Raw genomic sequence first — 24,053 nt, forward strand, 5'->3', positions numbered from 1 at the left:
CCAACCCGCGGGCCCGGTCCGAGGCCTGCTCCTGCGCCGTCGACGCGCGGGCCGACACCGCCACCGGCAAGGCGTTGCCCGATGGCCGGACCACCGCCGCCTCCACCGCCAAAACGCATCCCGCCTCCACCGCCGATGGCACCACCGCCACCGCCGCCGATATGAGCAGCGCCGCCACCGCCACCCCCGCGCGCGCCGTCATTCCGGACCAGCCCTTGCGCCGACGACGCCGTCGGCACCGCCAGGGGCAGCCCAAGCGCCAACGCCGCAGCGGCGCTCAGAACCTTCAGATTGATCATATTGGACTCCATCAAAACGGGACGATGTCTAACTTTTTCTGGGGTCGGACGTTCCCGCGCCGCACGTTGATTGTGCGTCACCTTTGCTTGTCAGGAGGCACATGTATGACGGGTGAACACGCGTGCCGCTCGCCGCGTCATTTGGTCGCCAACAGGCGGTATCCCAGCCCCGATTGTGCCGGACGGCGGGGCCGCGTCCGGCGGCTGGACATTTGGAGATTCAGGTGGCATCAGAGCCCGGACTGCCTCGAACCGACGACCGGCCGCGCATGAAACAATTCCTGCTGAAATTCTTCACCTGGTGGAACGGCCAGACCTTTGGCACGCAATTGTGGACCGCGCGCTACGGCGAGCTGGTTGGCCAGGACGAGCAGGGCAACCGCTACTATCGCACCAAGGGTGGTGAGATCGACCCGACGCTTCATTTCGAGCGCCGCTGGGTGGTCTACAACGGCTATGCCGAGGCCTCGCGCATCCCCGCCGGCTGGCACGGCTGGCTGCATCACACCGTCGACGTTCCCCCCACCGAGCAGAACTACACGGCACGGGAGTGGGAGAAGCCGCATGTGCCGAACATGACCGGCACGTCGCAGGCCTACCGTCCGTCGGGCTCGACCATGGCGAGCGGCCGCCGCCCCAAGGCGACCGGCGACTACCACGCCTGGACGCCCGGAAGCTGATCATCCGACATTGCTGTTCGAACGCGCGCGCGAGAGTGCTCGCGTGCAGCGCACGCGTGGCTGTGGACAATGGTAACAGCGGGGACAGGCCAGCGCATGCGGGTTTCTGCGCTTGCGCCAATCCCGGCTTCGCGGCTCAATAGGGTCATCTTACGGAGATGGGAGACCATCGCGTCGGATCGGGCTCCAGAATCGCGACTGTCCCGATGAAGCAGCGGCCTCCGAGTAGGATACGGCCGGGAGATAGGCCCCCGGTGCGGATATCCTGAAATCGCCCGCAGATGTTGAGGCCACCGTGAGATAGGAAAGGCCGCCGGGGAAACCAGGCGGCCTTTTTCTTTGTTGCTCGCCCTTTGCGAGCGATCCGCGGGGTCAGGACAGGCGCGATGCGGCACGGCCCATCAACTCGGTGCGGCGCGCCTGCGATGGCGCAATCCGCTCTTTCATGAAGGCGAGGATCTCGGCAGGCGCGGTGTCGGGCGAACCGGCATTGAACGGCGGCGCCGGGTTGTATTCGAGCCGGAGCTGGATCGCTTCCGCAGTCTTGCGATCGACGAGCTCGGACACCAGTGTCAGCGCGAAGTCGATCCCGGCGGTGACGCCGCCGCCGGTGAAGCGGTTGCGGTCGACGCAGACGCGGGTCTTGGTCGGGATCGCGCCGAAGCCTTTCAGGAAATCGATCGCGCTCCAATGCGTGGTGGCCTTGTAACCCTTGAGCAGTCCGGCCGCGCCAAGCACCAGCGAACCGGTGCAAACCGAGGTGACGTATTTCGCGCCGTCGGCCTGCTTGCGCAGGAAGGCGAGCATCTCGTCGTCGCCGACCATGTCGTCGGTGCCCATCCCGCCGGGCACGCAGATCACGTCGAGCTGCGGGCAATCGGCAAAGGTCATGGTCGGCGTCAGAACCATCACCGAATCCGTCGGCACGGGTTCGATCCGTTTCCAGATCAGGTGCACCTTGGCGCCGGGCACCGAGGAGAACACCTGCAGCGGGCCGGTGAGGTCGAGCTGGGTCACCTTCGGGAAGACGAGCAGTCCAATCTGCAGGGTTTCAGGCATCGGAAGCCTCCAAATATCGCTTGACTGCGCCACAATGCCATGATGCGCTCTGGTCCGAAATGGCGTATTTCCCTCATTTCAGGACACAGAGGATACAGTGTCCGTTGACGAGGATTTGGCGATGATCGGCATCCTGATCTTTCCCGACTTCCAGCTGCTCGACGCGGCCGGCCCGATCGCGGCATTCGAGATCGCCGCGCGCTTCGCCAGCAACGCACCGCAGATCAGGACGCTGGCAGTGAAGGCCGGCCCGGTGCGCAGCTCGTCCGGCGTCGAGATGCTCGCGCGCGGCCTGAAGCCGTCAACGGCGATCACGACGCTGATCATTGCGGGCGGCAATGGCGTGGGCACGCCGGCGACCTGTCCGACCACATTGGACTTCGTGCGGCGCCTGGCCGGCCGCGGCGTCCGCGTTGCCAGCGTCTGCTCGGGCGCCTATGTGCTGGCCGAGGCCGGCTTGCTCGACGGCCGCCGCGCCACGACGCATTGGCAGCGCACCCCGCATTTCGTGAAGACCTACCCGAAGATCAAGCTCGAGCCCGACCAGATCTTCGTCCGCGACGGCAATATCTGGAGCTCGGCCGGCATCACCGCCGGCATCGACCTGGCGCTCGCGATGATCACCGAAGACTATGGCGACGAGATCGCACAGAACACCGCGCGTCAGCTCGTGCTGTATCATCGTCGCAGCGGCGGGCAGTCGCAGTTTTCCTCGCTGCTGGAATTGAAAACTCCGAACGGCCGCTTCGGGCCGCTGCTCGCCTGGGCGCGCGAGAACCTCGACGCGCCGCTGACGGTCGAGGACCTCGCGGAGAAGGCAGGCATGAGCTCACGGCATTTTACCCGCGCGTTCATTGCGGAGACCGGCACGACCCCGTCGAAAGCCGTGGAGCGGTTGCGGATCGAGGTGGCGCGGCAGCGCGTGCAGTCGTCGGGCGAGGCCATCGAGCGCGTCGCCGAGATCACGGGCTTCCGCGATCCCGAACGGATGCGCCGCGCCTTCATCCGCGCGTTCGGCCAACCGCCGCAATCGCTGCGCCGCGCGGCGAGGGCGGGGTAGGTCGTCGGCTCAACGATTCCGGCCGCGCCCGGTCCTTGGACGGGCTGGGCGCGCAATTGCTCGCTTACGGCACAAAAAAAATCTCGCCGAAGCTGGGCAGAATGTTGAACGACTTGGGACTGAATCGAACCACGCGATTCCGCCGCTCCGGAATGAGGCGGGCCATTCACCTCACATAAGATCAGCGCTGCCGTCACGCACATCACCATTGATGCAGTGATCACGAGACGGCGGCCGAAATATCACTGGGTCAGTGTGTCAGCCGCGATCTTCTTCTTGAGTATTTCGCAGGTATCCCTGACCTCCGTGGTCATCAACGAGACGGCTTCGATCTGGAGGAAGAATCGCTTGCCCTGATCACGATAGCCTGCAGCGAATTCCTTGATTTCCGCGATCATGTCATGGACGCCTGCGACCATCGTCTCGCACTTCTTGGCGGCCAACTGCAGTTCTGTCCCAAGGGCCTCGATCTCCGTCACGGCCGCCTCGTATTCGCGCACGACGGCCTCGGCCGACAGCTTGCCAACCTCGTTGACGCCGTTGCGGTGCTCGACATAGGCCGGCATCGGTGACATGGGCCGAATGTTGCTGCGCGGTCGATGCGGGGCAGCCGGATTGGCTTCGGCTTCGATCTGTTCCAACTGCAACGGGGCGCGGGTGAGGACTTCTGCACTGACACTCATGCGAACGCTCCATAAGTTGTTACGGCAAACTGACTTTAGCAATGTCAACGGGTTTGTCTCGTTTTTCAACAACTATGAAGTATGCAATTGTGCACCGCACCACGCTCGCTCCACGCGTGCCGATGATCGCCGCAAGTCCAGTCAACGCGGCAGCGAGTGTGTGATGATGGAACAGGGTGACGCCAAGCGGTGTCAATCCGAACAGAATGAAATCTAGCGGAATGCCGTAGAGAGCAATGGGAGACCGGAGATCGGAAGACCTCCGGTCAACCCAATTCGTACACCGCGTCGATCGACGCTCAGTTCAGGCTCTTCAGCCAGGCGCTGATCTCGGTGACCGCGACATTGGCCTGGTTGAGCAGCTTGCCCATGGTGAAGAAACCATGGAATTGCCCGGGGAAATGCCGGTAGGTCACGGGCACGCCGGCGTCCTTCAGGAATTTTGCGTATTCGTCGCCTTCGTCGCGCAAGGGATCGGCGCCGGCGGTCAGCACATAGGCCGGCGGCAGGCCGGCAAAGCTCTTCGCGCGGGCGGGCGAGGCGCGCCAGTCGCTGCTTTCAGCGCCGCCGAGATAATGATTGGCGAACCAGCCGATCACCGAATGCGTCAGCAGCACGCTGGTTTCCGGCTCGCGGTGCGAAGGATGCTGTCGCGCGAAGTCGGTTGCGGGATAGACCAGCAACTGGCCGGCCAGTTTCGGCCCGCCATCGCGCGCCGCAAGCGCGACCACGGCCGTGAGGTTGCCGCCCGCGCTGTCGCCGCCGACGACCAGGCGCGAGACATCGATGCCGAGATCCCCGGCGTTGGCGGCGACCCATCGGGTTGCGGCGACGGCATCGTCGACTGCGGCGGGGAATTTGTGCTCGGGCGCCAGGCGATAGTCGACCGAGATCACCATCAACTCACCCTCATGCGCGAGCTTCTGGCAAACCACCTCATGGGTGTCGAGGTCGCCGATCACCCAACCGCCGCCATGAAGGAATACCAGACACGGCGCGAGGCCATCTCTCTTGCGCAGCGTCGTCGGCGTGTAGATGCGGGCCGGGATCGTGCCGTGCGGCGCCGGGATCGCGAGCGGCTTGCTGGATTCAAGGGCAGGCGGCTCGGGATTGCTGACGACGCGGGCGGCTCGATAATATTCGCGCGCCTCCGGCGCAGTGAGCGTCTCATAAGCGGGACGGCCGGCTTCCTGGAATGCCTTGTAGACGGCGGCGGCATCGGGATCGAGAACGACGGGCATATTGCTTTTGACCTATTGCTGTTCAGTTCTTCATTGGTGTCATTCCTGGGCGATGCGAAGCATCGAACCCGGAATGACAGTTGGCCCTAAGCCGCGGTGCGGCCGCCATCGACGGTATAGGCGGAGCCCGACACGTAGCTCGCTTCGTCGGAGGCGAGGAAGGCGACGATTGAGGCGACCTCGCTGGCGAGGCCGAGCCGACGCGCCGGGATGCGATCGACGATCTTCTCGTTGGGTGGGGGCGCGTTGCCGCTGCTGCGGCCCTGCAGGATGGTGCTCAGCATCCGGCTGTCGATCAGCCCGGGGCAGACGCAATTGACGCGCACGCCGGTGCCGGTGCATTCCCAGGCCGCGCTCTTGGTGAGCCCGATCACCGCATGCTTGCTCGCGCTGTAGACCGCGATCATCGGCGAGCCCATCAGGCCCGCGATCGAGGCAGTGTTGATGATGCTGCCCTTGTTCTGCTTCAGCATGACCGGCAGCACGTGCTTCATGCCGAGGAAGACGCCGACGACATTGACGTCGAGCACGCGGCGGAAGCTCTCGAGCGAATATTCCGGGATCGGCTTGATGTCGCCCTCGATGCCGGCATTGTTGTAGAAGGCGTCGATGGTGCCGAACCGGTCGACCGCGGCGCGGACATAGTCCTTCACCTCATCTTCCTGGGTGACGTCGGCGGCGACCGCGAGCGCCTCCGCCGAGGCCGGCAGGTCTTTGATGGCGGCCTTCAGGTCGGCCTCGCGGCGGTCGACTGCGACAATCCGCGCGCCGCGTTCGGCAAGCAGTTGGAGCGTGGCTGTTCCGATGACGCCGGCAGCGCCGGTGACGACGGCCACCCGGCCATCGAGCCTGATACGATCGGGCATGTTCCCTGGGTTTCCTTTGGCTGGTCCGGTTCAGTGCCGGATTATTCCTCGTTTTCGCGCTTGGCCGCGCGCGTTCGGCCCGCGGACTATTCCACGTGTTCCCAAGGCTGACCAGTAGGGCTGACCAGTAGGCCTGACCAGTGGCCGGGAAGGGCGGTAAACCGCCCTTTCCCCGCCGTATTCGGCGTGTTAACCGGTGGGCCTGCGAGCGGCCGATATCAAAGGTAAACTGTCGCAAGCCCGATTCGCCTCTTGAAGCCGCGCGAGATGTTTCGAACCATTGCCCTGACTGGCTTTGCGGCCTTGGTCGCCGCCTCAATCGTCTCGCTTGCGCCGCCCGCACGCGCGCAGATCGGAACGATTTTCTCCGATCCGCCGCCGCGTCCGCCCGGCGCGATTCCGCGCGGCCAGATGCCGCCGAGCGACGACGACGAGGACGTGCCGGAATTGCCGCGCGGCCGGGTGCTGCCGACGCCGAACCGGGCATTGCCACCGGGGCAGGCTGTGCCGCCGCCCGGCAGCGTGCAGTCGCAGCCCCTGGCGCCGCCACCGGGCACCGCTGTGGCCCCGCCGAACGCCCAGCCCGGCGTCGCGGTGCAGCCGCCGCAGCCCGGCGCTCCCAACGTCGCCACCGTGCCTCCGGGGCAGCGTCCGCCGCCTAAGGGCTCGCCGCAGACGCCTGCGGCGTTGCAGCCCGGTGACGAGGTGGTGCAGGAGCCGCCGTCGACCAAGATCACCAACAAGAAGGCGAGCTTCTCCGGCCTCGACAAGATCACCGGGCGCATCATCAATTTCGACGAGGATATTGGCGAGACCGTGCAGTTCGGCGCGCTGCGCGTGAAGACCGATGCCTGCTACACGCGGCCGTCGACCGAAGCCGCCAACACCGATGCCTTCGTCGAGGTCGACGAGATCACGCTGCAGGGCGAGGTGAAGCGGATCTTCTCGGGCTGGATGTTTGCCGCAAGCCCCGGCCTGCACGGCGTCGAACACCCGATCTACGACATCTGGCTGACCGACTGCAAAGGGCCGGACCAGACCATCGTGACCGCCGCGCCCGATCCGCCGAAGGCGACGACGCCGCCACCGCCGGCGCCCGCCCAAAAGCGTCCGGCAAGGCAGGCCGCGCCGCGTCCGGCGCCGCCGCCGCCGCAGTATCAGCAGCAGCCCCCGCCACCTCCGCCGCCCCAACAACAGCAGCGGCCGGGCGGCCTCTTCGGCGGGTTGTTCGGGAATTAGTTGAGATCTCGTAGCCCGGATGGAGCGCACTGCACTCCGGGCTATTTCAATTGCGCTCTTCGATAATCGCTAGCGCATCCGCGCCCTTGATCGGCTGCGTGGCGTCGAGCTTGTGAAAATCCGCCGGCGCACCCGCGATCGCCCTGTCGAGCAGCGCGCGATAGCGGCGGCGTGGAATCTCGATCGCACCGAACGTCTTCAGGTGATCGGTGACATATTGCGTGTCGAGCAGCTCGAACCCGCCGGCGATCAGGCGTGCCACCAGATGCACCAGCGCGACCTTCGAGGCGTCGCGCGCGGTGTGGAACATGCTTTCCCCGAAGAAGGCGCGGCCGAGGCTCACGCCATAGAGCCCGCCGACCAGATCATCGTTCTCCCACACCTCGACGCTGTGACAATGGCCGAGGGTGTTCAGCCCAACATAGAGATCGCGGATGCGCTTGTTGATCCAGGTGTCGTCGCGGCCGGGGTGTGGCGCGGCGCAGCCCGCGATCACGGCCTTGAATGCAGTGTCGACGGTCACGGTGAACGCATCCGAACGCACGGTGCGCGCCAGGCGGGAGGCGACGCGAAAGCCGTTGAGCGGAATCACGCCGCGCAGTTCTGGCTCAACCCAGAACAGGGTCGGATCATCGGCGCTCTCCGCCATCGGGAAGATGCCGCAGGCATAGGCACGCAGCAGCACTTCAGGCGTGATTTCGGAAGAGGCGGAGTCGTGCGATGTCATGGGCGGAGGATAGCAAACGCTTGGCGGTGACGCGATGGGCTGCGCCGACGTTTGCGCAGTGTTGACCGGATACGCCGGTTCCTCCACAGGCGTGTCCCACGGTGACTGCGACCCGATGCTCAATTGCGACGAAAATTGGCAGCATCGGCGACAGGGTCGTGGTGCGGCGGAAAGTCAAAACAGGTGAGGGGGATGCTGCAAGGAAATTGCCAGGAGGACCGCTCGCGTCGCCGGCCGTGTGGCTCATCTGTCATCCGTTTTGAACGCCAATCGACCAGCGTGACGGCGCCACGACACACCAACGTCGTGGTCGGCTGCGATGAGGCTGCCATCGCGTCATGAACGATCACGGTCGCGTGCGCGCCGTTGGTGTTGCTCTTGCGGGACGGCTTCAATATCGGCCTGCTGCCGCTCCGGTCGGGCTTTATCAAGGCTGCTACGTGTGCGCCGTGATCACGTTCGAAGTCATCCAGACATTCGAGCTGATCTTTGATGTGATCTACCTTGTCGGATTGTTGCTGATTGTGTTGCCCTGCTTGCAGACGATCGGGTAAACTGCAAGACAGTCCGGCGTGAAGGGCGAGATCGATCGGTGGAGCACCATCCTTTCCGATTGTTAACGCGCTTTGTCTTCCGGAAGCGTTCAAGATGCTTCCTCGGGTGTGGCGCGCGCGGGTTCAGGGGACACAGAGAATCGCGCGAGCCCGTTCGTGTTTCTTCGTGGGCTACTCATGGACCAGCAGATAAAAGATCCGACCATCCATCCATCGATTGACGCGCCCAAGCAGACGTCGCGTGGCCGGGTCGTACTGACGACGCTTATCGTGTTGGCGTTTCTTGCCGGCATCGTCTGGTGGACGCGGCATCAAAGCGCGCCGCAACAGGCCGGCCGCGGACGCAACAGCGCGCCGATGTCGATCGTGCCGGAGACCGTGGCCAAGGGCGACATCGGCGTCAGCCTCAACGCGCTCGGCACCGTGACTTCACTCGCGACGGTGACGATCAGGAGCCAGATCAGCGGCTACCTGATGAAGATCGACTTCAAGGAAGGCGACGAGGTCAAGAGAGGCGACCTGATCGCCGAGATCGATTCGCGCCCCTATGAGGCGACGCTGGCACAGGCCAAGGGCCAGCTCGCGCGCGACGAAGCGCAATTGAAGGGCGCTCAGGTCGATCTCACGCGCTACCAGGGTCTCGCGGCGCAGAACGCTGTACCGCATCAGACGCTCGATACCCAGGTCGCACTGGTCGCGCAGTATCAAGGCACGGTGGAAGCGGACCGCGCCTCGGTGAAATCAGCCGAGGTGAATCTGGCGTATTGCCACATCGTGTCGCCGATCAACGGGCGCGTCGGTCTGCGCCAGGTGGACCTCGGCAACTACGTGACCCCGGGCGACACCAACGGCCTCGTCGTGATCACCCAGCTCGAGCCGATCAGCGTGCTGTTCACGTTGCCGGAGGACAATCTACAGGCGGTCGCGAAGCGGCTGCGCGAGGGCGCGGTGCTGCCGACGGCGGCGTATGATCGCAGCGGCATCAACAAGCTCGCTGAAGGAAGCCTGCAGACCTTCGACAGCCAGATCGATCCGACCACGGGCACGATCAAGCTGCGCGCCAAGTTCGAGAACGACAAGCGCACGCTCTACCCGAACCAGTTCGTCAACATCCGCCTGCTGCTCGACACGCACAAGGATGTCACGACGATGTCGACCGCGGGCATCCAGCGCGGCGTTCCCGGCACCTTCGTGTATCTCGTGAATGCCGACAGCACCGTCTCGGTCAAGCCGGTGAAGCTCGGCGTCACCGACGGCGACCGCGTCGAGGTGATCTCGGGGCTTTCGCCCGGCGATCGCGTCGTGATCGACGGCGCCGACAAGCTGCGCGAGGGCGCCAAGGTGGTCGTCCGCACCGCGGCGGATGCCACCAATCCGGCAGGCGCGGCCAAGGGCGGCGCCAAGAGTGACAGCAAAGGTGATGCTGCCAAGGGAGACGCCAAGGGGGCTAATCCGGGCAAAACAGGTGGCGGCAAGGGCAAGCGCTCCGAGGACGGACAGAAGCAATGAACCCGTCACGGCCATTCATCCTTCGGCCGGTGGCAACGACCCTGCTGATGATCGCCATCATGCTGTCGGGCATGCTGGCGTTCAGATTTCTCCCGGTCGCGGCGCTGCCTGAGGTCGACTACCCGACCATCCAGGTGCAGACCTTCTATCCGGGCGCCAGCCCTGACGTGATGACGTCGTCGGTGACGGCGCCGCTCGAGGTGCAGTTCGGGCAGATGCCGAACCTGAACCAGATGAGCTCGGTGAGTTCGGCCGGCGCCTCCGTCATCACGCTGCAATTCGGCTTGTCGATCTCGCTCGATGTGGCCGAGCAGGAGGTGCAGGCTGCGATCAACGCCGCGGGCAACCTGCTGCCGTCGGACCTGCCGGCGCCGCCGATCTACGCCAAGGTCAATCCGGCGGACGCGCCGATCCTGACGCTCGGCCTGACCTCGAAGACCATGCCGCTGACCCAGGTCGAGGATTTCGTCGATACGCGGCTGGCGCAGAAGATCTCGCAGTTGCCCGGTGTCGGCCTCGTCAGCATCAGCGGCGGCCAGCGGCCTGCCGTGCGCATCCAGGCCGACATCCGCAAGCTCGCGGCCTACGGCCTCAACATCGACGATCTCCGCACCACGCTCGGCAACGCCAACGTCAACACGCCGAAGGGCAATTTCGATGGCGCGATGCGCGCCTACACCATCAATGCCAACGACCAGATCCGCAACGCCACCGACTACCGGTCGCTGATCGTCGCCTACAAGAACGGCTCGCCGGTCCGCCTCAGCGATGTCGGCGACGTCGTCGACGGCGCGCAGAACGACAAGCTCGGCGCCTGGATGAACGAGACGCCCGCGATCATCCTCAACATCCAGCGCCAGCCCGGCGCCAACGTGATCTCGGTGGTCCAAGGCATCAAGGCGCTGCTGCCGCAGCTGCAGGCGACGCTGCCGGCCGCGATCGATCTCAACATCCTGACCGACCGGACCGTGACGATCCGGGCCTCGGTCCGCGACGTCGAGTACGAATTGTCGCTCGCGGTGATCCTGGTGGTCCTCGTGATCTTCGTTTTCCTGCGTTCGACCCGCGCCACGCTGATCCCGAGCCTGTCGGTGCCGCTCTCGCTGGTCGGCACGCTGGGGGCCATGTATCTGTTCGGCTTCAGCCTGAACAATCTGTCGCTGATGGCGCTCACGATCGCGACCGGCTTCGTGGTCGACGACGCCATCGTCGTGATCGAGAACATCTCGCGTTACATCGAGGAGGGCGAGCCACCGCTGGAAGCGGCGTTGCGCGGTTCCGAGCAGATCGGCTTCACCATCATCTCGCTGACGGTGTCGCTGATCGCGGTGCTGATCCCGCTGCTGTTCATGGGCGATGTCGTCGGCCGCCTGTTTCGCGAATTCGCGATCACGCTGTCGGTCACGATCCTGATCTCCGCCGTGGTGTCGCTCACGCTGGTGCCGATGGCCTGCGCCAAGCTGCTGAAGGCGGAAGACGCGGCGCGCGAGAACACCTTCCAGCGGCTCAGCCGGGAAGGCTTCGACTACGTCATCGCGATCTACGGCCGGATGCTCAACTGGGTGCTGGACCGCCAGCCGCTGGTGCTGCTGATCGCGCTCGCGACCTTCGGTCTCACCGCGTGGCTCTACGTCATCATCCCCAAGGGCTTCTTCCCGCTGCAGGACACCGGCGTGATCCAGGCGATCTCGGAGGCGCCGCAATCGGTCTCCTATGCGGCGATGGCCGAGCGTCAGCAGCAACTCGCCAGCGTGATCCTGAAGGACCCGGACGTGGACAGCCTGTCATCGTTCATCGGCGTCGACGGCACCAACACCACGCTCAACAGCGGCCGCATCCTGATCAACCTGAAACCGCACGAGCAGCGGAAGGCCGACATATCGACAGTGATGGACCGGATCAAGGCGAGCACAGCGGCGCTGACCGGTATCACGCTTTACATGCAGCCGGTCCAGGACCTCACCATCGAAGGCACGGTGAGCCGGACGCAATACCAGTTCATCCTGCAGGATGCCGATCCGGCCCAGCTCGCGGATTGGACACCCAAGCTCGTCGACAGATTGCAGCAATTGCCGGAGCTCGCCGACGTCACCAGCGACGTCTCGGCGCAGGGTCTCTCGGTGTTCGTCGAGATCGATCGCGACCAGGCCGCGCGGTTCGGGATCACGCCTGCGACGATCGACAACGCGCTCTATGATTCCTACGGCCAGCGCATCGTCTCGACCGTCTTCACCAATTCGAACCAGTACCGCGTGATCCTCGAGGCCGATCCAACCCTGCAGAAATCGCTGCAATCGCTGTCGTCGATCTATCTGCCGTCGTCCGTGGGCTCCACGCCGGTGCCGTTGTCGGTGATGGCGAAGATGCGCGAGGAGACTGCGCCGTTGCAGGTCTCGCATCTCGGCCAGTTCCCGTCGGCGACGGTCTCCTTCAACCTGGCGCCCGGCGCTTCACTGGGCGAGGCGGTGACGGCGATCAAGCAGGCCCAGATCGACATGGGCCAACCGCTCAGCGTCATTACGAGCTTCCAGGGTGCGGCGCTGGCGTTCGAGTCGTCGCTCTCCAACCAGCTCTTCCTGATCCTCGCGGCGATCATCACGGTCTATATCGTGCTGGGCGTGCTCTATGAGAGCTTCATCCATCCGCTCACGATCCTCTCGACGTTGCCCTCGGCCGGCATCGGCGCGCTATTGGCGCTGATGATGGCGAAGCAGGATCTCACGATTGTCGCGATCATCGGCATCATCCTGCTGATCGGCATCGTCAAGAAGAACGCGATCATGATGATCGACTTCGCGCTCGATGCCGAGCGCAACGAGGGTAAGCCGCCGCGCGAGGCGATCTACCAGGCGTGCCTGTTGCGTTTCCGGCCGATCATCATGACGACGATGGCCGCGGTGCTCGGCGCGCTGCCGCTGATGATCGGCACCGGCGCAGGTTCCGAGTTGCGGCATCCACTCGGCATCTCGATCGTCGGCGGTCTGCTGGTGAGCCAGATGCTGACCTTGTTCACGACGCCGGTCATCTATCTCTGGTTCGACCGCCTTGCGGTCCGGTTTGCCGGGCGCTCAAGGGAGGTGGGCGAGGCGAGCGGGTCGCATTGAGCCATGGATCCGTCAACACCATTCATCCGGCGGCCAGTCGCCACGACGCTGTTGACCTTCGGGCTCGCGGCGGCCGGCGTGGTGGCGTTCTTCAAGTTGCCTGTGTCACCGCTGCCACAGGTGGATTTCCCGACCATCTCGGTGCGAGCGACGCTGCCCGGCGCCAGTCCGGAGGATGTCGCCACGACAGTGGCAAGCCCGCTGGAACGCCATCTCGGTCAGATCGCCGACGTCACGGAAATGACGTCGTCCAGTTCCGTCGGCTCGGCCCGCATCACGCTGCAGTTCGGGCTCAACCGTGACATCAACGGGGCGGCCCGCGACGTGCAGGCCGCGATCAACGCGGCGCGGGCCGATCTGCCGACCAGCCTGCGCAGCAATCCGACCTACCGGAAGGTCAATCCGGCGGATGCGCCGATCCTGATCCTGACGCTGACGTCGGATACCATGACGCGCGGCGATCTTTACGACGCGGCCTCGACCGTGCTGGCCCAAAAGCTGTCGCAGGTGGAGGGGATCGGCGAGGTGGTGGTGGGCGGCAGCTCGCTGCCGGCCGTGCGGGTCGAGCTCATCCCGCAGGCGCTCTACAAATACGGCATCGGCCTTGAGGACGTTCGCGCCGCGCTGTCAAACGCCAATGCGCACAGCCCTAAGGGCGGGATCGACGTCGGCGACCAGCGCTACCAGATCTACGCCAACGACCAGGCCAACAAGGCGGAGGACTACAAGTCGCTGATCGTGGCCTATCGCAACGGCGCGGCGGTTCATCTGTCCGACGTCGGCGAAGTGGTCGACGGCGTGGAGAATCTGCGCAACTCCGGCCTCGCCAACGGCAAGCCGGCGGTGCTGATCATCCTCTACCGCCAGCCGAATGCGAACATCATCAGCACCGTCGATCTGGTGAAGGGGTTGATGCCGCAGCTCAAGGCGTCGGTGTCGCCGGCAATCGATATCGGTCTGGCGGTCGATCGGTCGACGACCATCCGCACGTCGCTGCGCGACGTGGAGCGAACCCTGATCCTCGCCGTCCTGCTGGTCATCATCGTGGTGTTCGCGTTCCTGCGCAGTGCGCGGGCCACCTTCATCCCGGTGGTCGCCGTCTCGGTATCGCTGGTTGCGACCTTCGGGGCGATGTACCTGATCGGCTACAGTCTGGACAATCTGTCCCTGATGGCCCTGACGGTTGCGACCGGCTTTGTGGTCGACGACGCCATCGTCGTCCTGGAGAACGTCACCCGCTACATCGAGCAGGGGATGAGCCCGCTGCAAGCGGCGCTCAAGGGCGCCAACGAGGTCGGGTTCACCGTGCTCTCGATGAGCATCTCGCTGATCGCGGTGTTTATCCCGATCCTGATGATGTCCGGCATCATCGGCCGCCTGTTCCGCGAATTCGCAATGACGATCTCGATCTCGATCCTGATCTCGCTCGCGGTTTCGCTCGCGACCACGCCCATGATGTGCGCCGTGCTGCTGCGACCGGAGACCGGCCGCCACGGCAGGGTCTATCAGATCAGCGAACGCTTCTTCGAGGCCATGCTGGGCTTCTATCGCAGGACGTTGACGAGCGCGCTCGCGCATCCCCTGAGCGTGGTGCTGATCTTCTTCGTCACAATCGGTCTCACCGTCTATCTGTATGTCGTGATCCCGAAGGGCTTCTTCCCGCAGCAGGATACAGGCCGGCTGGTCGGCTCGATCCAGGCCGACCAGAGCGTCTCGTTCCAGTTGATGCAGCAGAAGCTGGCGCAGTTCGTGACCATCATCAAGAACGACCCCGCCGTGGAAACGGCGGTCGGCTTCACGGGCGGCGGGCAGACCAATTCCGGCTTCGTGTTCGTCTCGCTCAAGCCGATTGCCGAGCGCAAGATCAGCGCCGACGGCGTGATCACCCGGTTGCGTCGCGCGATGTCGGTGGTGCCCGGCGCGAGCCTGTTCCTGCAGGCGGTGCAGGATATCCGCGTCGGCGGCAGGGCGTCCAACGCGCAGTACCAGTACACGTTGCAGGGGCCGACGCTGGAGGAACTCAATGAATGGACGCCGAAAATCGCGGCGGCCCTGCAGCGCGATCCCGACCTTGCCGACGTCAACAGCGACCAGCAGAACAAGGGCCTGGAGTCCAACGTCGTGATCGACCGGGACGCCGCGGCCCGGCTCGGGGTCACCGTGAGCCAGGTCGACAACACCCTCTACGACGCATTCGGCCAGCGCCAGGTATCGACGATCTATGTCGCGCGCAACCAGTATCACGTCATCATGGAGGTGGCGCCGCGCTACTGGCAGAACCCGCAGACGCTCAAGGACGTCTATATCAGCACGTCCGGCGCATCGGTCGGCGGGTCGCAATCGACCAATGCCGTGGCGGGAACCGTGGTCGCGTCCGGAACGGCGAGCGCGGCGGCGTCGGCCAACGCCCAGGCGGCGCGCAACCAGGCCACCAACTCGATCGGCGCGACGGGGAAGGGCGTTGCCTCGACCGGATCGGCGGTCAGCACCCGCAGCGAGACCGTGATCCCGCTTTCGGCGGTCGCCAGTTTCAAGCAGGGGGCGACCCCACTGGCGGTCAATCACCAGGGCCTGCTTGTCGCCAACACCATCTCGTTCAACCTGCCGCCGAACGTCTCGCTGAGCACCGCGGTCGCCAGCATCGAGGCCGCCATGAACCGGATCGGGGTCCCGGCCACGATCCGCGGCACCTTCCAGGGCACCGCCAAGGTGTTCCAGGACTCCCTGAACAACCAGCCGTTCCTCATCCTGGCGGCGCTGGTGACGATCTACATCGTGCTCGGCGTGCTCTACGAAAGCTACGTCCACCCGCTGACGATTCTATCCACACTCCCGTCGGCAGGTGTGGGCGCCTTGCTGGCGCTGATGGTATTCAAGACCGAGTTCAGTATCATGGCACTGATCGGCGTCATCCTGCTGATCGGCATTGTGAAGAAGAATGCGATCATGATGATCGATTTTGCCCTGGAGGCGGAGCGCAGTCGCGGGCTGGAGCCTCTCGAGGCGATCAGGGAAGCCTGCCTGCTGCGCTTCCGTCCGATCATGATGACGACCATGGCTGCGATGCTCGGCGCCGTGCCGCTGGCGGTGGGCATGGGTGAAGGCGGCGAGCTGCGGCAGCCGCTCGGCATCGCTATCGTCGGTGGCCTGATCCTGAGCCAGGTCCTGACGCTCTATACGACGCCGGTCATCTATCTCTATCTCGACCGGTTCCGGCTGTGGGCCCAGCGCGTGCGGCGTGGCGGGAATGCAACACGGATTCCAGGGTCCCTCCAACCGGGCGAGTAAATGCCGATAGCCAGTGCGTTGCGAAACCTTCAGATGGCGCGGAAGATGGCCCGTCTTCCGCGTGAGCGGACGGCCCGTCCCGGCAGACGGCCTGCGCTCGTGATGGTCGTGGGGGTCGGCCTCGGCCTGTCGGGCTGCATCCCGGGGGCGGAGCGACCCGAGCTCAACCTCGAAGTGCCGGCAAGCTACAAGACCGCCGCGAAGGGCGACGCCGATGCGGCCGTTCCGGCGCTGGCCTGGTGGCGCGGTTTCCGTTCCGCCGAACTGACCGGGCTGATGGAATCGGCGCAGCAGTACAATCTCGATATCGCGGTCGCGATCGCCCAGATCGTCCAGGCCGACGCGCAGACCGGTGTCTCCGGTGCTGCGCTGCTGCCGACCATCAACGGCACGGCCAATGCCACGCGCGAGAAGCTGGCGGCGGGATCGACGAGTTCGAGCTCGTCTGGTTCGTTCGGCGGCAGCGGTGGCACATTCTCGCAATACAATATCGGGCTGAGCGCAAGCTACATCGTCGATTTCTGGGGCAAGAACCGCGCGACGCTGGCGGCGTCGGAGGAGAGCGCCACGGCCTCCCGCTATAATCGCGAGGTGGTGGCGCTGACCACGATGGCGACCGTCGCCAACACCTACTTCCAGCTGCTTGCTGCGCAGGACCAGATCAAGGTGACCCGCCGTGACCTGGCTGCAGCCGAGCGCATCCTGGCGCTGATCAAGCAGCAATTCGCCGGCGGCACCGCCTCGCAGCTCGACGTGTCGCAGCAGGAGGCGCTGGTCGCGACCCAGCGCGCTGCGATCCCGCCGCTCGAGGTGACGGTGGGGCAGAGCACTGCCGCGCTGGCCCTGCTGGTGGCGCGCGCGCCGGCCAATTTCAATGTGCGCGGCGGCAGCACCACGCAGATCACGGTCCCGCGCGTCACACCGGGGCTGCCCTCGGAATTGCTGTACGAGCGGCCTGACATTCGCCAGGCCGAGGCGCAGCTCGTCGCATCCAATTTCAGCGTCGATGCGGCGCGCGCGGCGTTCTTCCCGCAGATCCAGCTCACCGGCACCACCGGCTTTCAGAGCGCGGCGCTCGCCTCGCTGTTCGCTCCGGGCGCGTGGTACTACACGCTCGCCGCGGGGCTGACCCAGCCGCTGTTCGACGGCTTCCTGCTGGAAAGCCAGCTCAAGCTCGCCAAGGGCCAGCAGCTGCAGAACCTGCAAGCCTACCGCAAGGCCGTGCTGTCGGCCTTTGCCGACGTCGAGAAGGCGCTGATCGCGCTGCAGAAGTATACGTTGCAGGAGCGCCTGCAGTCCGACGTGGTGGCGGCCTCGCGCAAGGCGTTCGAGGTCGCCGAGACGCAGCTGCGCGGCGGTACGATCAATCTCATCACCGTGCTGCAGGCCCAGCAGACGCTGTTCACGGCCGAGAACAATCTGGTCACGGTCAGGCTCAACAAGCTGCTGGCGGCAAGCAGCCTGTTCCAGGCGCTCGGCGGCGGCTGGACGCCGTCCGGCACGCTCGCGGCGCTGCAATGAGGACGGCCATGCAACGATCCCTGGCACTTGTCTTGGTTGGTCTCGTCATCGCGCTGAGCGTTCCGTCCGGCGCGGCTCGCGCGCAGCAGCGGCTTGCACCCAACAGCACTGCACTGACCTTCGGCATGACGGCCGACCAGGCGAGCCGGGCGCTCGGGGTGCCGCTGAGCTACGTTCGCGGTCGCCCCGGCAACGAGCTTTTCGTCGCGCGGCCCAATGTCAAGGGAAGCATCTTCTCGAACCGCAGCGACGGACTTTACCTGCAATTCGGGAGAGGGCATCTGATCGCCTGGAAGGGTGACTGGGGAACCATTCGGCCATGAGGACCGCTGCCATGACCGCATTGAAAGGGCTCATCGCCTGCGCTGCCATTGCGCTATGTGCCGGGGCCGCGTCCGCACAGGAGCGCCCGCTGCGCTTCGGCTACACCAGCGGCTGGTTTTTCGACGGCCGGGACGACGATCGCGACTTCCGGAACAACGGTTTTTTTCCCGGCAATTTTGCCGCTGACACCTTCAGCGCCGGATTCGGCGCGGCGGGGCTGTTCGGATCGACGCCGTACCGCTCGGCGCGGCCATATCCGTCGCAAGTGGTTTTTGCCGCCCCGTGTCGGGATTGTGGCCCGCACCGGAAGCGGAGGCACCGGTCTCACCACGACTGAGGAAGAGTGAAGGCGAGGGCGAACTACTTCGCCGCCGCGCTGCTCGGCGCGGTGGCCGCTTCGCGGCGGAAGCGGACGAGAACCCTGGTGCCCTTGTGATCCGGATCGCGCTCGACGCTCGCGTCGAGCTTGGCAGCCATCGAGGCAACAATGCGCTGGCCCATGCCGGTACCGCGCGGATCGGCGTTGTCGGCATAGCCGACGCCCTCGTCGCTGATCGCGAGCTGCAGATCGTCGCCCTCCGGCTTGAGCTCGACATGGATCGGGCCGGCACCGTCGGGATAGGCGTATTTCACGGCGTTCATCACCAGCTCGTTGACGATGACGCCGATTGCGACCGCGCGGTCAGGGTCGATCTCGATCGGGTCAGCCTTCAGCGTCAGTCGCGACATCTTGTTGCCCTCGGCCGATCGCCTGAGATCCTCGAGCAGTGCCTCGAGATACTGGTTCAGCATCACCGTCTTGAAGTCTTGCGAGGTGTAGAGGCGGCGGTGCACCTGCGCGACCGCGGCGACACGGCCCATGGCGTTGGTCAGCGCCGCCTTGACGTCGTTCTGGGTCGCCGAGTTGGCCTGCAGATGCAGCAGCGAGGCGATGATCTGCAGCGAATTGCCGACGCGGTGGTTGACCTCGCGCAGCAGGACCTCGCGTTCGGCGGCGAGCGCCGCGTAGCGATCCCGTGACGCGTGCACTTCGGCTTCGGCCTCGTCGCGCGCCTTTTGGATCGCGGCCCTCCGGATCGCGCCGTTCACCGCGACCTGGAGCAGGGGGATGAAGTCGCCCCTGACGTCCTTGACCAGATAATCCGCCGCGCCGGCCTTCAGCGCGGTGACCGCGATCGCGGAGTCCTGCGAGGCGGTGACGAACACCACCGGCGGCGCATCGGCAATCTTCAGGATCTGCTCCAGCGTCTCCAACCCGTCGAGGCCGGGCATGTACTGGTCGAGCGCAATGACGTCGATGCCGCCCTGCGCGAGACGATCGATGCCTTCCTGGCCGTCAACGGCATGCACGACCTTGAAGCCCGCGCGCGTCAGCCCGCGTTCAACCAGCCGCGCCAGTGTCGCGTCGTCATCGATATAGAGCAGTGTCGGCGTCACGTTGGTCATGGGGAAGCTGGAGGAACCTGAATCACGGAGAAGAAGAGGCCGAGCTGACGAATGGCGTTCGCGAAGCTTTCGTAGTTTACCGGCTTGGTGATGTAGACGTTGCAGCCGAGCTCGTAGCAGCGCTTGATCTCCTGGGAGTCGTCTGTCGTGGTCAGCACCACCACCGGCGTCGACTTGAGATACTTGTTCTCCTTGACTCGCTTCAGAATGTCGATGCCGGTCATGTCAGGCAGATTGAGATCGAGCAGGATCAGCAGGGCGTGACCCTTGCGTTCGGCAGCGGTTCCATCCTTGCCAAAGAGATAGTTCACAGCCTCTGTGCCATTCGTGAACGGAACGATCTCGTTGTTGACACCGGATCGCCGGATGTTCCGTTCGATCAGGCGAGCATGGCCCTCATCGTCCTCGATCATGATGATGGTAACTGGATTGCTCATGAAGCTTTGTCCCGGTTCCTGCCTGTCCAGTTGATGGGCAGTGTTATCGTGAAGGTGCTGCCGTTGTGGAGTTCCGATGCCACCGACATGGTGCCTCCGAGTCGGCGCACAAGTGCGCGCACATGCGCGAGACCGATACCCTGGCCCGGCTTGTCCTGGGTTCCGGCGCGGCGGAATAGATCGAAGATGCGCTGATGGTCCTTCGGATCGATGCCGCGGCCATTGTCCGAGATATCGAAGATCGCGAAGCCGAGCTTGGTGCGGCCGTTGATCGAGATCTCGCCGGGGACGCCGTCCCTGAGGTATTTCAGCGCGTTGTCGATCAGGTTGGAGAAGATCTGCTCGAGCGCCAGGCGGTCGGAGATGAGATCGGGCAGTGAACCGATCTCGATCGTGGTGCTGCTCTCGGCCGCCTGATGAGCAACCGTCTTGACGATGCCGTCGATCAGCTCCTGGACATCTATCCGTTCCGCCTTGAACTCGCGACGGCCCTCGCGCGTGAGATTGAGGATCGCGGTGATCAGCCGGTCCATCTTGGCGATCGACGATTTGATGAAGCCGAGCGACTCGTTGAAATCGTCGGAGAGCTGCTTGTCGGAGCCTTCGAGCTCGGGCTCGGCGGTATCGGTCGCGTCATCCGGCATCGCCGGCGCCAGTGATGTTGCCCGATTGAGCGTGGCGATGCGCTTGAAGATGTCGCCGCGGAGCTCCTCCAGCTCACTGGTGAAGCCCATGATATTGACCAGCGGCGAGCGCAGATCGTGGCTGACGATATAGGCGAAGCGCTGGATCTCCTCATTGGCCTCGCGCAGGTCGGCGGTGCGTTCGTCCACGGTCGCTTCGAGGTTGACGTAGCTGTCGCGCAGCCTGGCCTCGGCCTCGTCACGGGCCCGCGAGGATCGCCGCAACAGCACGATCGAGAAGCCGGCGAGCGCCAGCACCATGCAGGAGCCCGCGATGGTCACGGAGGATGCGAGCACCTGGGTCTGGTCCGCCGTCGCCGTGCGCATTGTAAACAGGCGGTTCTCTTCGGTGCGCATGTCCGTGCCGATCCGCGCGATGGCCGCCACCGCGTCCGTTGACGAGGTGCTGCGCAGGTCGGCGATGCTGTCCGCGACGTCGTTGTTCTTGGCACGGTCGATGTCGCGGGCGAGCTCCGACAGCCGCCGGTCGATCGCGATCTTGAGTCGTTGGCTGTTGGCGACCTGCGTCGGGTTGTCGGTGGTGATCTTTGCGAGATGGTCGAGCGCGGGCGGGATGCCGGTTGCGGCAGACTGATATTCCGCCAGGTGCTGCGGTGCCGAGGTCAGCAGATAGGCCCTGGTCGCGCTTTCGGCGCGCCGGATCTCCACCAGCAGGCTTGCGATCTGGCCCTCGACCTCGACGGTATGGACGACCCAAGCGTTGTCCTTGCGCGCCTTGTTGACCAGGAGGACGGAGGCCACGCTGATCGCGACCAGCACCACAAAGCCCACTGAGAGCAGCAGGATCTGCAGAGCGCTCCGACGTCGTGAAACTGGCGTCACGATCGTCTCGTTACAAGGATGGAGCCCAATGCGCCCCCGTGGAATGCTATCAACCCTACCATACGCCTGAGCGGGGGGCTGGGTTCCACGGGACCGCCGAATTATTTCTCTGGGTCCGCAGTCTGGCCGGCAAGATACTGCTCCAGCCAGTGGATGTGGTAGTCGCCCTCGATGATGTCGGGCTCCCGGACCAGAGCGCGAAACAGCGGCAGCGTGGTCTCGATCCCGTCAACCACCATCTCGTCCAAAGCGCGGCGCAACCGCATCAGGCATTCGCCCCGGGTCTTGCCGTGCACGATCAGCTTGCCGACGAGCGAATCGTAGTAGGGCGGGATCATGTAGCCCTGGTAGACGGCCGAATCGATGCGCACGCCGAGGCCGCCCGGCGGATGGAATTGCGTGATTCGTCCGGGCGAGGGACGGAAGGTCTGCGGGTTCTCCGCATTGATGCGGCATTCGATGGCGTGGCCGATGATCGCGATCTCGCCCTGCTTCGCCGGAAGCTCGCCGCCGGCGGCGATCCGGATCTGCTCCAGCACCAGGTCGATATCGGTGATGCTTTCGGTGACGGGATGCTCGACCTGGATGCGGGTGTTCATTTCGATGAAATAGAACTCGCCGTCCTCGTAGAGGAATTCGATGGTGCCGACGCCGAGATATTTCATGTCCCGCATCGCCTTGGCGCAAGTCTCGCCGATCTTGGCGCGCGCGGCAGCGGCGAGCACTGGCGAGGGGCCTTCCTCCCAGACCTTCTGATGACGGCGCTGCAACGAGCAGTCGCGCTCGCCGAGATGGATCGCGCCGCCGCGGCCGTCGCCGAGAATCTGGATTTCGATATGCCGCGGCTTCTGCAGATATTTCTCGAGATAGACCGAGGCGTCGCCGAACGCCGACTTGGCCTCGTTCGCCGCGGTCGACAGCGCGAGCGTGAGGTCAGCCTCGGTGTGGGCGACCTTCATGCCGCGCCCGCCGCCGCCTGCGGCGGCCTTCACCAACACCGGGAAGCCGATCGCCTTTGCGATCGCCATCGCGTCGTCGTCCGCCGTCACCGCGCCATCGGAGCCCGGCACCACCGGAATGCCGAGCCGCTTGGCGGTCTTCTTGGCCTCGATCTTGTCGCCCATCAGGCGGATATGCTCGGCCTTCGGTCCGATGAAGTGCAGATTGTGATCGGCGAGGATCTCGGCGAAGCGTGCGTTCTCGGACAGGAAGCCATAGCCGGGATGCACGGCGTCGGCGCCGGTGATCTCGCAGGCCGCGAGCAGCGCCGGCACGTTGAGGTAAGAGTCCTTCGAGGGCGGCGGGCCGATACACACGCTTTCATCGGCGAGCCGCACATGCATGGCATCAGCGTCGGCGGTGGAGTGCACTGCGACGGTGGAGATGCCGAGCTCCTTGCAGGCGCGCAGCACGCGGAGCGCAATCTCGCCGCGATTGGCTATGAGGATCTTGTCGAACATCGCAGCGCCTGACGTTGACGAATGGCTACTCAATGATGACGAGCGGTTCGCCGAATTCGACCGGCTGGCCGTCCTCGACGAGAATCTGTGTCACGGTCCCGGCGCGCGGCGACGGAATCTGGTTCATCGTCTTCATCGCCTCGATGATCAGGAGCGTCTGTCCGGCCGACACCTTGGTGCCGACTTCAACGAACGGCTTGGCGCCGGGCTCCGGCGCCCAATAGGCGGTGCCGACCATCGGCGAGGGAACGACTCCCGGGTGCTTCGCGAGATCATTCGCAGGGGCTGCCGCGGCCGGGTTCGCCGCTATCGGTGCTGCGACGGCTGCCTGAACCGGGATGCTCGGCACGGCGGCGGCGATGCTGATGTTGCGTGCGACACGGACGCGCAGTCCGGCGCGCTCGATCTCGATTTCGGTCAGATTGGTCTCGGCAAGCAGAAGCGCGAGCTCGCGAATGAGGGCGCTGTCGTCGCTCTTGGATTTTGCAGCTGGTTTGTCGTCTGGCTGGCGCGCCATGATCTTGATCCGGAATCTCTGTCTGGTGACGGGGGACGTCAGGATTGACGATTAAGTCTTTGCCTTGGCACCGATCTTCACGGCGAGCCCGGCGATCGCGAGCCGGTAGCCGTCGATACCAAAGCCGCAAAGCGACGCGAAAGCCGCTTTAGCAGTGAACGAATGATGCCGGAAGCTCTCGCGGGCATGGATGTTGCTGACGTGGACTTCGATGGCCGGGATCTTCACAGCAATCAGCGCGTCGTGCAGCGCGATGGAGGTATGAGAATAGCCGCCGGCGTTGATGATGATGCCGACCGCCTTCTTGGCGTGGGCCTCATGGATGAAGTCGATCAGCTCACCCTCGCGGTTGGACTGCCGGCAGTCGGCGGTCAGGCCAAACTGCTTGGCGGTGTCTGCGCACAGCTTCTCGACATCGGCGAGGGTGGCGTGCCCGTAGGTCTCGGGCTCGCGCGTCCCCAACAGATTGAGGTTCGGGCCGTTCAGCACATAAATCGTTCCAGCAGCAGCCAT

The 24,053-nt window shown here is 64.8% G+C and carries 22 protein-coding genes; 9 read left to right on the forward strand and 13 right to left on the reverse strand.

The genetic code is table 11. The features are described from left to right. On the reverse strand, window positions 1-202 hold a 202-nt coding region (locus AS156_RS43740), incomplete at its 3' end, for a hypothetical protein (RefSeq protein WP_210184216.1). Window positions 203-568: 366 nt separating this feature from the next. On the opposite strand from AS156_RS43740, the gene AS156_RS20230 reads away from it, so the two are divergent. Further along, window positions 569-979, forward strand: coding sequence for an NADH:ubiquinone oxidoreductase subunit NDUFA12 (locus tag AS156_RS20230; protein ID WP_066507956.1), 411 nt, complete (start codon window positions 569-571; stop codon window positions 977-979). A 372-nt stretch (window positions 980-1,351) separates the two neighbouring features. Here the strand turns inward: AS156_RS20230 and AS156_RS20235 are convergent, their stop codons facing one another. Continuing rightward, window positions 1,352-2,038 carry a DJ-1/PfpI family protein gene (locus tag AS156_RS20235; RefSeq protein WP_066507960.1) on the reverse strand — a complete coding sequence of 229 codons (687 nt, stop codon included), beginning with the start codon at window positions 2,036-2,038 and terminating at the stop codon, window positions 1,352-1,354. A 121-nt stretch (window positions 2,039-2,159) separates the two neighbouring features. Here AS156_RS20235 and AS156_RS20240 point away from each other — a divergent pair, with 121 nt between their 5' ends. Then, window positions 2,160-3,098, forward strand: coding sequence for a GlxA family transcriptional regulator (locus AS156_RS20240; RefSeq protein ID WP_066508309.1), 939 nt, complete (start codon window positions 2,160-2,162; stop codon window positions 3,096-3,098). A gap of 242 nt (window positions 3,099-3,340) precedes the next feature. Here AS156_RS20240 and AS156_RS20245 read toward each other — a convergent pair whose 3' ends face one another. The 3 genes from AS156_RS20245 to AS156_RS20255 form a co-directional block, all read right to left on the reverse strand. Continuing rightward, entirely contained in the window at window positions 3,341-3,829 is a 489-nt protein-coding gene (locus tag AS156_RS20245; protein WP_245312986.1) for a hypothetical protein, read from the reverse strand. A 251-nt stretch (window positions 3,830-4,080) separates the two neighbouring features. Then, entirely contained in the window at window positions 4,081-5,022 is a 942-nt protein-coding gene (locus tag AS156_RS20250) for an alpha/beta hydrolase (protein ID WP_066507961.1), read from the reverse strand. Between the two features lie 86 nt (window positions 5,023-5,108). Beyond that, window positions 5,109-5,888: an SDR family NAD(P)-dependent oxidoreductase gene (locus AS156_RS20255; RefSeq protein ID WP_066507963.1), complete on the reverse strand. Its 780-nt coding sequence runs from the start codon at window positions 5,886-5,888 to the stop codon at window positions 5,109-5,111. 267 nt (window positions 5,889-6,155) lie between these two features. Between AS156_RS20255 and AS156_RS20260 the strand changes: the two genes are divergently transcribed. After that, window positions 6,156-7,127, forward strand: coding sequence for a DUF2155 domain-containing protein (locus tag AS156_RS20260; protein WP_066508313.1), 972 nt, complete (start codon window positions 6,156-6,158; stop codon window positions 7,125-7,127). A 46-nt stretch (window positions 7,128-7,173) separates the two neighbouring features. On the opposite strand, the gene aat is transcribed toward AS156_RS20260, so the two are convergent. Beyond that, the gene (gene aat, locus AS156_RS20265) at window positions 7,174-7,854 is read right to left on the reverse strand and encodes a leucyl/phenylalanyl-tRNA--protein transferase (protein WP_066507965.1); all 681 of its coding nucleotides are present in this window, start codon (window positions 7,852-7,854) and stop codon (window positions 7,174-7,176) included. 119 nt (window positions 7,855-7,973) lie between these two features. Then, window positions 7,974-8,501, reverse strand: coding sequence for a hypothetical protein (locus tag AS156_RS42240; protein ID WP_136626338.1), 528 nt, complete (start codon window positions 8,499-8,501; stop codon window positions 7,974-7,976). 84 nt (window positions 8,502-8,585) lie between these two features. Here AS156_RS42240 and AS156_RS20275 point away from each other — a divergent pair, with 84 nt between their 5' ends. Genes AS156_RS20275 through AS156_RS20300 form a run of 6 tightly spaced genes read left to right on the forward strand, consistent with a single transcriptional unit; the run spans window position 8,586 to window position 18,491 of the window. After that, window positions 8,586-9,917, forward strand: coding sequence for an MdtA/MuxA family multidrug efflux RND transporter periplasmic adaptor subunit (locus AS156_RS20275; protein WP_066507967.1), 1,332 nt, complete (start codon window positions 8,586-8,588; stop codon window positions 9,915-9,917). Then, a complete protein-coding gene (locus AS156_RS20280; protein WP_066507968.1) occupies window positions 9,914-13,021 on the forward strand; it encodes an MdtB/MuxB family multidrug efflux RND transporter permease subunit in 3,108 nt (1,035 codons plus the stop codon). The genes AS156_RS20275 and AS156_RS20280 overlap by 4 nt, the downstream gene beginning before the upstream one ends. A gap of 3 nt (window positions 13,022-13,024) precedes the next feature. Next, window positions 13,025-16,309, forward strand: a complete 3,285-nt coding sequence (locus tag AS156_RS20285) for an efflux RND transporter permease subunit (protein ID WP_066507971.1) — start codon at window positions 13,025-13,027, stop codon at window positions 16,307-16,309. Between the two features lie 45 nt (window positions 16,310-16,354). After that, on the forward strand, window positions 16,355-17,830 hold the full coding sequence (locus tag AS156_RS20290) for an efflux transporter outer membrane subunit (protein ID WP_066508314.1): 1,476 nt from the start codon (window positions 16,355-16,357) through the stop codon (window positions 17,828-17,830). Between the two features lie 8 nt (window positions 17,831-17,838). Further along, the gene (locus AS156_RS20295; RefSeq protein WP_066507973.1) at window positions 17,839-18,153 is read left to right on the forward strand and encodes a hypothetical protein; all 315 of its coding nucleotides are present in this window, start codon (window positions 17,839-17,841) and stop codon (window positions 18,151-18,153) included. Between the two features lie 11 nt (window positions 18,154-18,164). Then, a complete protein-coding gene (locus tag AS156_RS20300; protein WP_245312987.1) occupies window positions 18,165-18,491 on the forward strand; it encodes a BA14K family protein in 327 nt (108 codons plus the stop codon). 23 nt (window positions 18,492-18,514) lie between these two features. On the opposite strand, the gene AS156_RS20305 is transcribed toward AS156_RS20300, so the two are convergent. From AS156_RS20305 to aroQ, 6 genes are all read right to left on the reverse strand, one after another. Beyond that, entirely contained in the window at window positions 18,515-19,600 is a 1,086-nt protein-coding gene (locus AS156_RS20305; protein ID WP_066507976.1) for a sensor histidine kinase, read from the reverse strand. After that, on the reverse strand, window positions 19,597-20,037 hold the full coding sequence (locus AS156_RS20310) for a response regulator (RefSeq protein WP_066507977.1): 441 nt from the start codon (window positions 20,035-20,037) through the stop codon (window positions 19,597-19,599). Before AS156_RS20310 ends, AS156_RS20305 begins: the two co-directional genes overlap by 4 nt. Next, window positions 20,034-21,563: a sensor histidine kinase gene (locus tag AS156_RS20315; RefSeq protein ID WP_082747653.1), complete on the reverse strand. Its 1,530-nt coding sequence runs from the start codon at window positions 21,561-21,563 to the stop codon at window positions 20,034-20,036. Before AS156_RS20315 ends, AS156_RS20310 begins: the two co-directional genes overlap by 4 nt. 101 nt (window positions 21,564-21,664) lie before the next feature. Beyond that, window positions 21,665-23,023 (reverse strand): acetyl-CoA carboxylase biotin carboxylase subunit, encoded by a 1,359-nt coding sequence (accC, locus tag AS156_RS20320; protein WP_066507980.1) that lies wholly within the window; start codon window positions 23,021-23,023, stop codon window positions 21,665-21,667. Between the two features lie 25 nt (window positions 23,024-23,048). Beyond that, a complete protein-coding gene (gene accB / locus AS156_RS20325) occupies window positions 23,049-23,540 on the reverse strand; it encodes an acetyl-CoA carboxylase biotin carboxyl carrier protein (protein WP_066507981.1) in 492 nt (163 codons plus the stop codon). A gap of 51 nt (window positions 23,541-23,591) precedes the next feature. Beyond that, on the reverse strand, window positions 23,592-24,053 hold the full coding sequence (gene aroQ, locus AS156_RS20330) for a type II 3-dehydroquinate dehydratase (protein ID WP_066507982.1): 462 nt from the start codon (window positions 24,051-24,053) through the stop codon (window positions 23,592-23,594).

Source organism: Bradyrhizobium macuxiense, from assembly GCF_001542415.1.
In the GTDB taxonomy this organism is placed as follows: domain Bacteria; phylum Pseudomonadota; class Alphaproteobacteria; order Rhizobiales; family Xanthobacteraceae; genus Bradyrhizobium; species Bradyrhizobium macuxiense.

Excerpts from the sequence above, each read along its gene's own strand:
- AS156_RS20230 (WP_066507956.1), top strand. The coding sequence starts at position 569 with ATGAAACAATTCCTGCTGAAATTCTTCACCTGGTGGAACGGCCAGACC.
- AS156_RS20235 (WP_066507960.1), bottom strand. The coding sequence starts at position 2,038 with ATGCCTGAAACCCTGCAGATTGGACTGCTCGTCTTCCCGAAGGTGACC.
- AS156_RS20240 (WP_066508309.1), top strand. The coding sequence starts at position 2,160 with ATGATCGGCATCCTGATCTTTCCCGACTTCCAGCTGCTCGACGCGGCC.
- AS156_RS20250 (WP_066507961.1), bottom strand. The coding sequence starts at position 5,022 with ATGCCCGTCGTTCTCGATCCCGATGCCGCCGCCGTCTACAAGGCATTC.
- AS156_RS20255 (WP_066507963.1), bottom strand. The coding sequence starts at position 5,888 with ATGCCCGATCGTATCAGGCTCGATGGCCGGGTGGCCGTCGTCACCGGC.
- AS156_RS20260 (WP_066508313.1), top strand. The coding sequence starts at position 6,156 with ATGTTTCGAACCATTGCCCTGACTGGCTTTGCGGCCTTGGTCGCCGCC.
- aat (WP_066507965.1), bottom strand. The coding sequence starts at position 7,854 with ATGACATCGCACGACTCCGCCTCTTCCGAAATCACGCCTGAAGTGCTG.
- AS156_RS20275 (WP_066507967.1), top strand. The coding sequence starts at position 8,586 with ATGGACCAGCAGATAAAAGATCCGACCATCCATCCATCGATTGACGCG.
- AS156_RS20280 (WP_066507968.1), top strand. The coding sequence starts at position 9,914 with ATGAACCCGTCACGGCCATTCATCCTTCGGCCGGTGGCAACGACCCTG.
- AS156_RS20285 (WP_066507971.1), top strand. The coding sequence starts at position 13,025 with ATGGATCCGTCAACACCATTCATCCGGCGGCCAGTCGCCACGACGCTG.
- AS156_RS20290 (WP_066508314.1), top strand. The coding sequence starts at position 16,355 with ATGGCCCGTCTTCCGCGTGAGCGGACGGCCCGTCCCGGCAGACGGCCT.
- AS156_RS20295 (WP_066507973.1), top strand. The coding sequence starts at position 17,839 with ATGCAACGATCCCTGGCACTTGTCTTGGTTGGTCTCGTCATCGCGCTG.
- AS156_RS20300 (WP_245312987.1), top strand. The coding sequence starts at position 18,165 with ATGACCGCATTGAAAGGGCTCATCGCCTGCGCTGCCATTGCGCTATGT.
- AS156_RS20305 (WP_066507976.1), bottom strand. The coding sequence starts at position 19,600 with ATGACCAACGTGACGCCGACACTGCTCTATATCGATGACGACGCGACA.
- AS156_RS20310 (WP_066507977.1), bottom strand. The coding sequence starts at position 20,037 with ATGAGCAATCCAGTTACCATCATCATGATCGAGGACGATGAGGGCCAT.
- accC (WP_066507980.1), bottom strand. The coding sequence starts at position 23,023 with ATGTTCGACAAGATCCTCATAGCCAATCGCGGCGAGATTGCGCTCCGC.
- accB (WP_066507981.1), bottom strand. The coding sequence starts at position 23,540 with ATGGCGCGCCAGCCAGACGACAAACCAGCTGCAAAATCCAAGAGCGAC.
- aroQ (WP_066507982.1), bottom strand. The coding sequence starts at position 24,053 with ATGGCTGCTGCTGGAACGATTTATGTGCTGAACGGCCCGAACCTCAAT.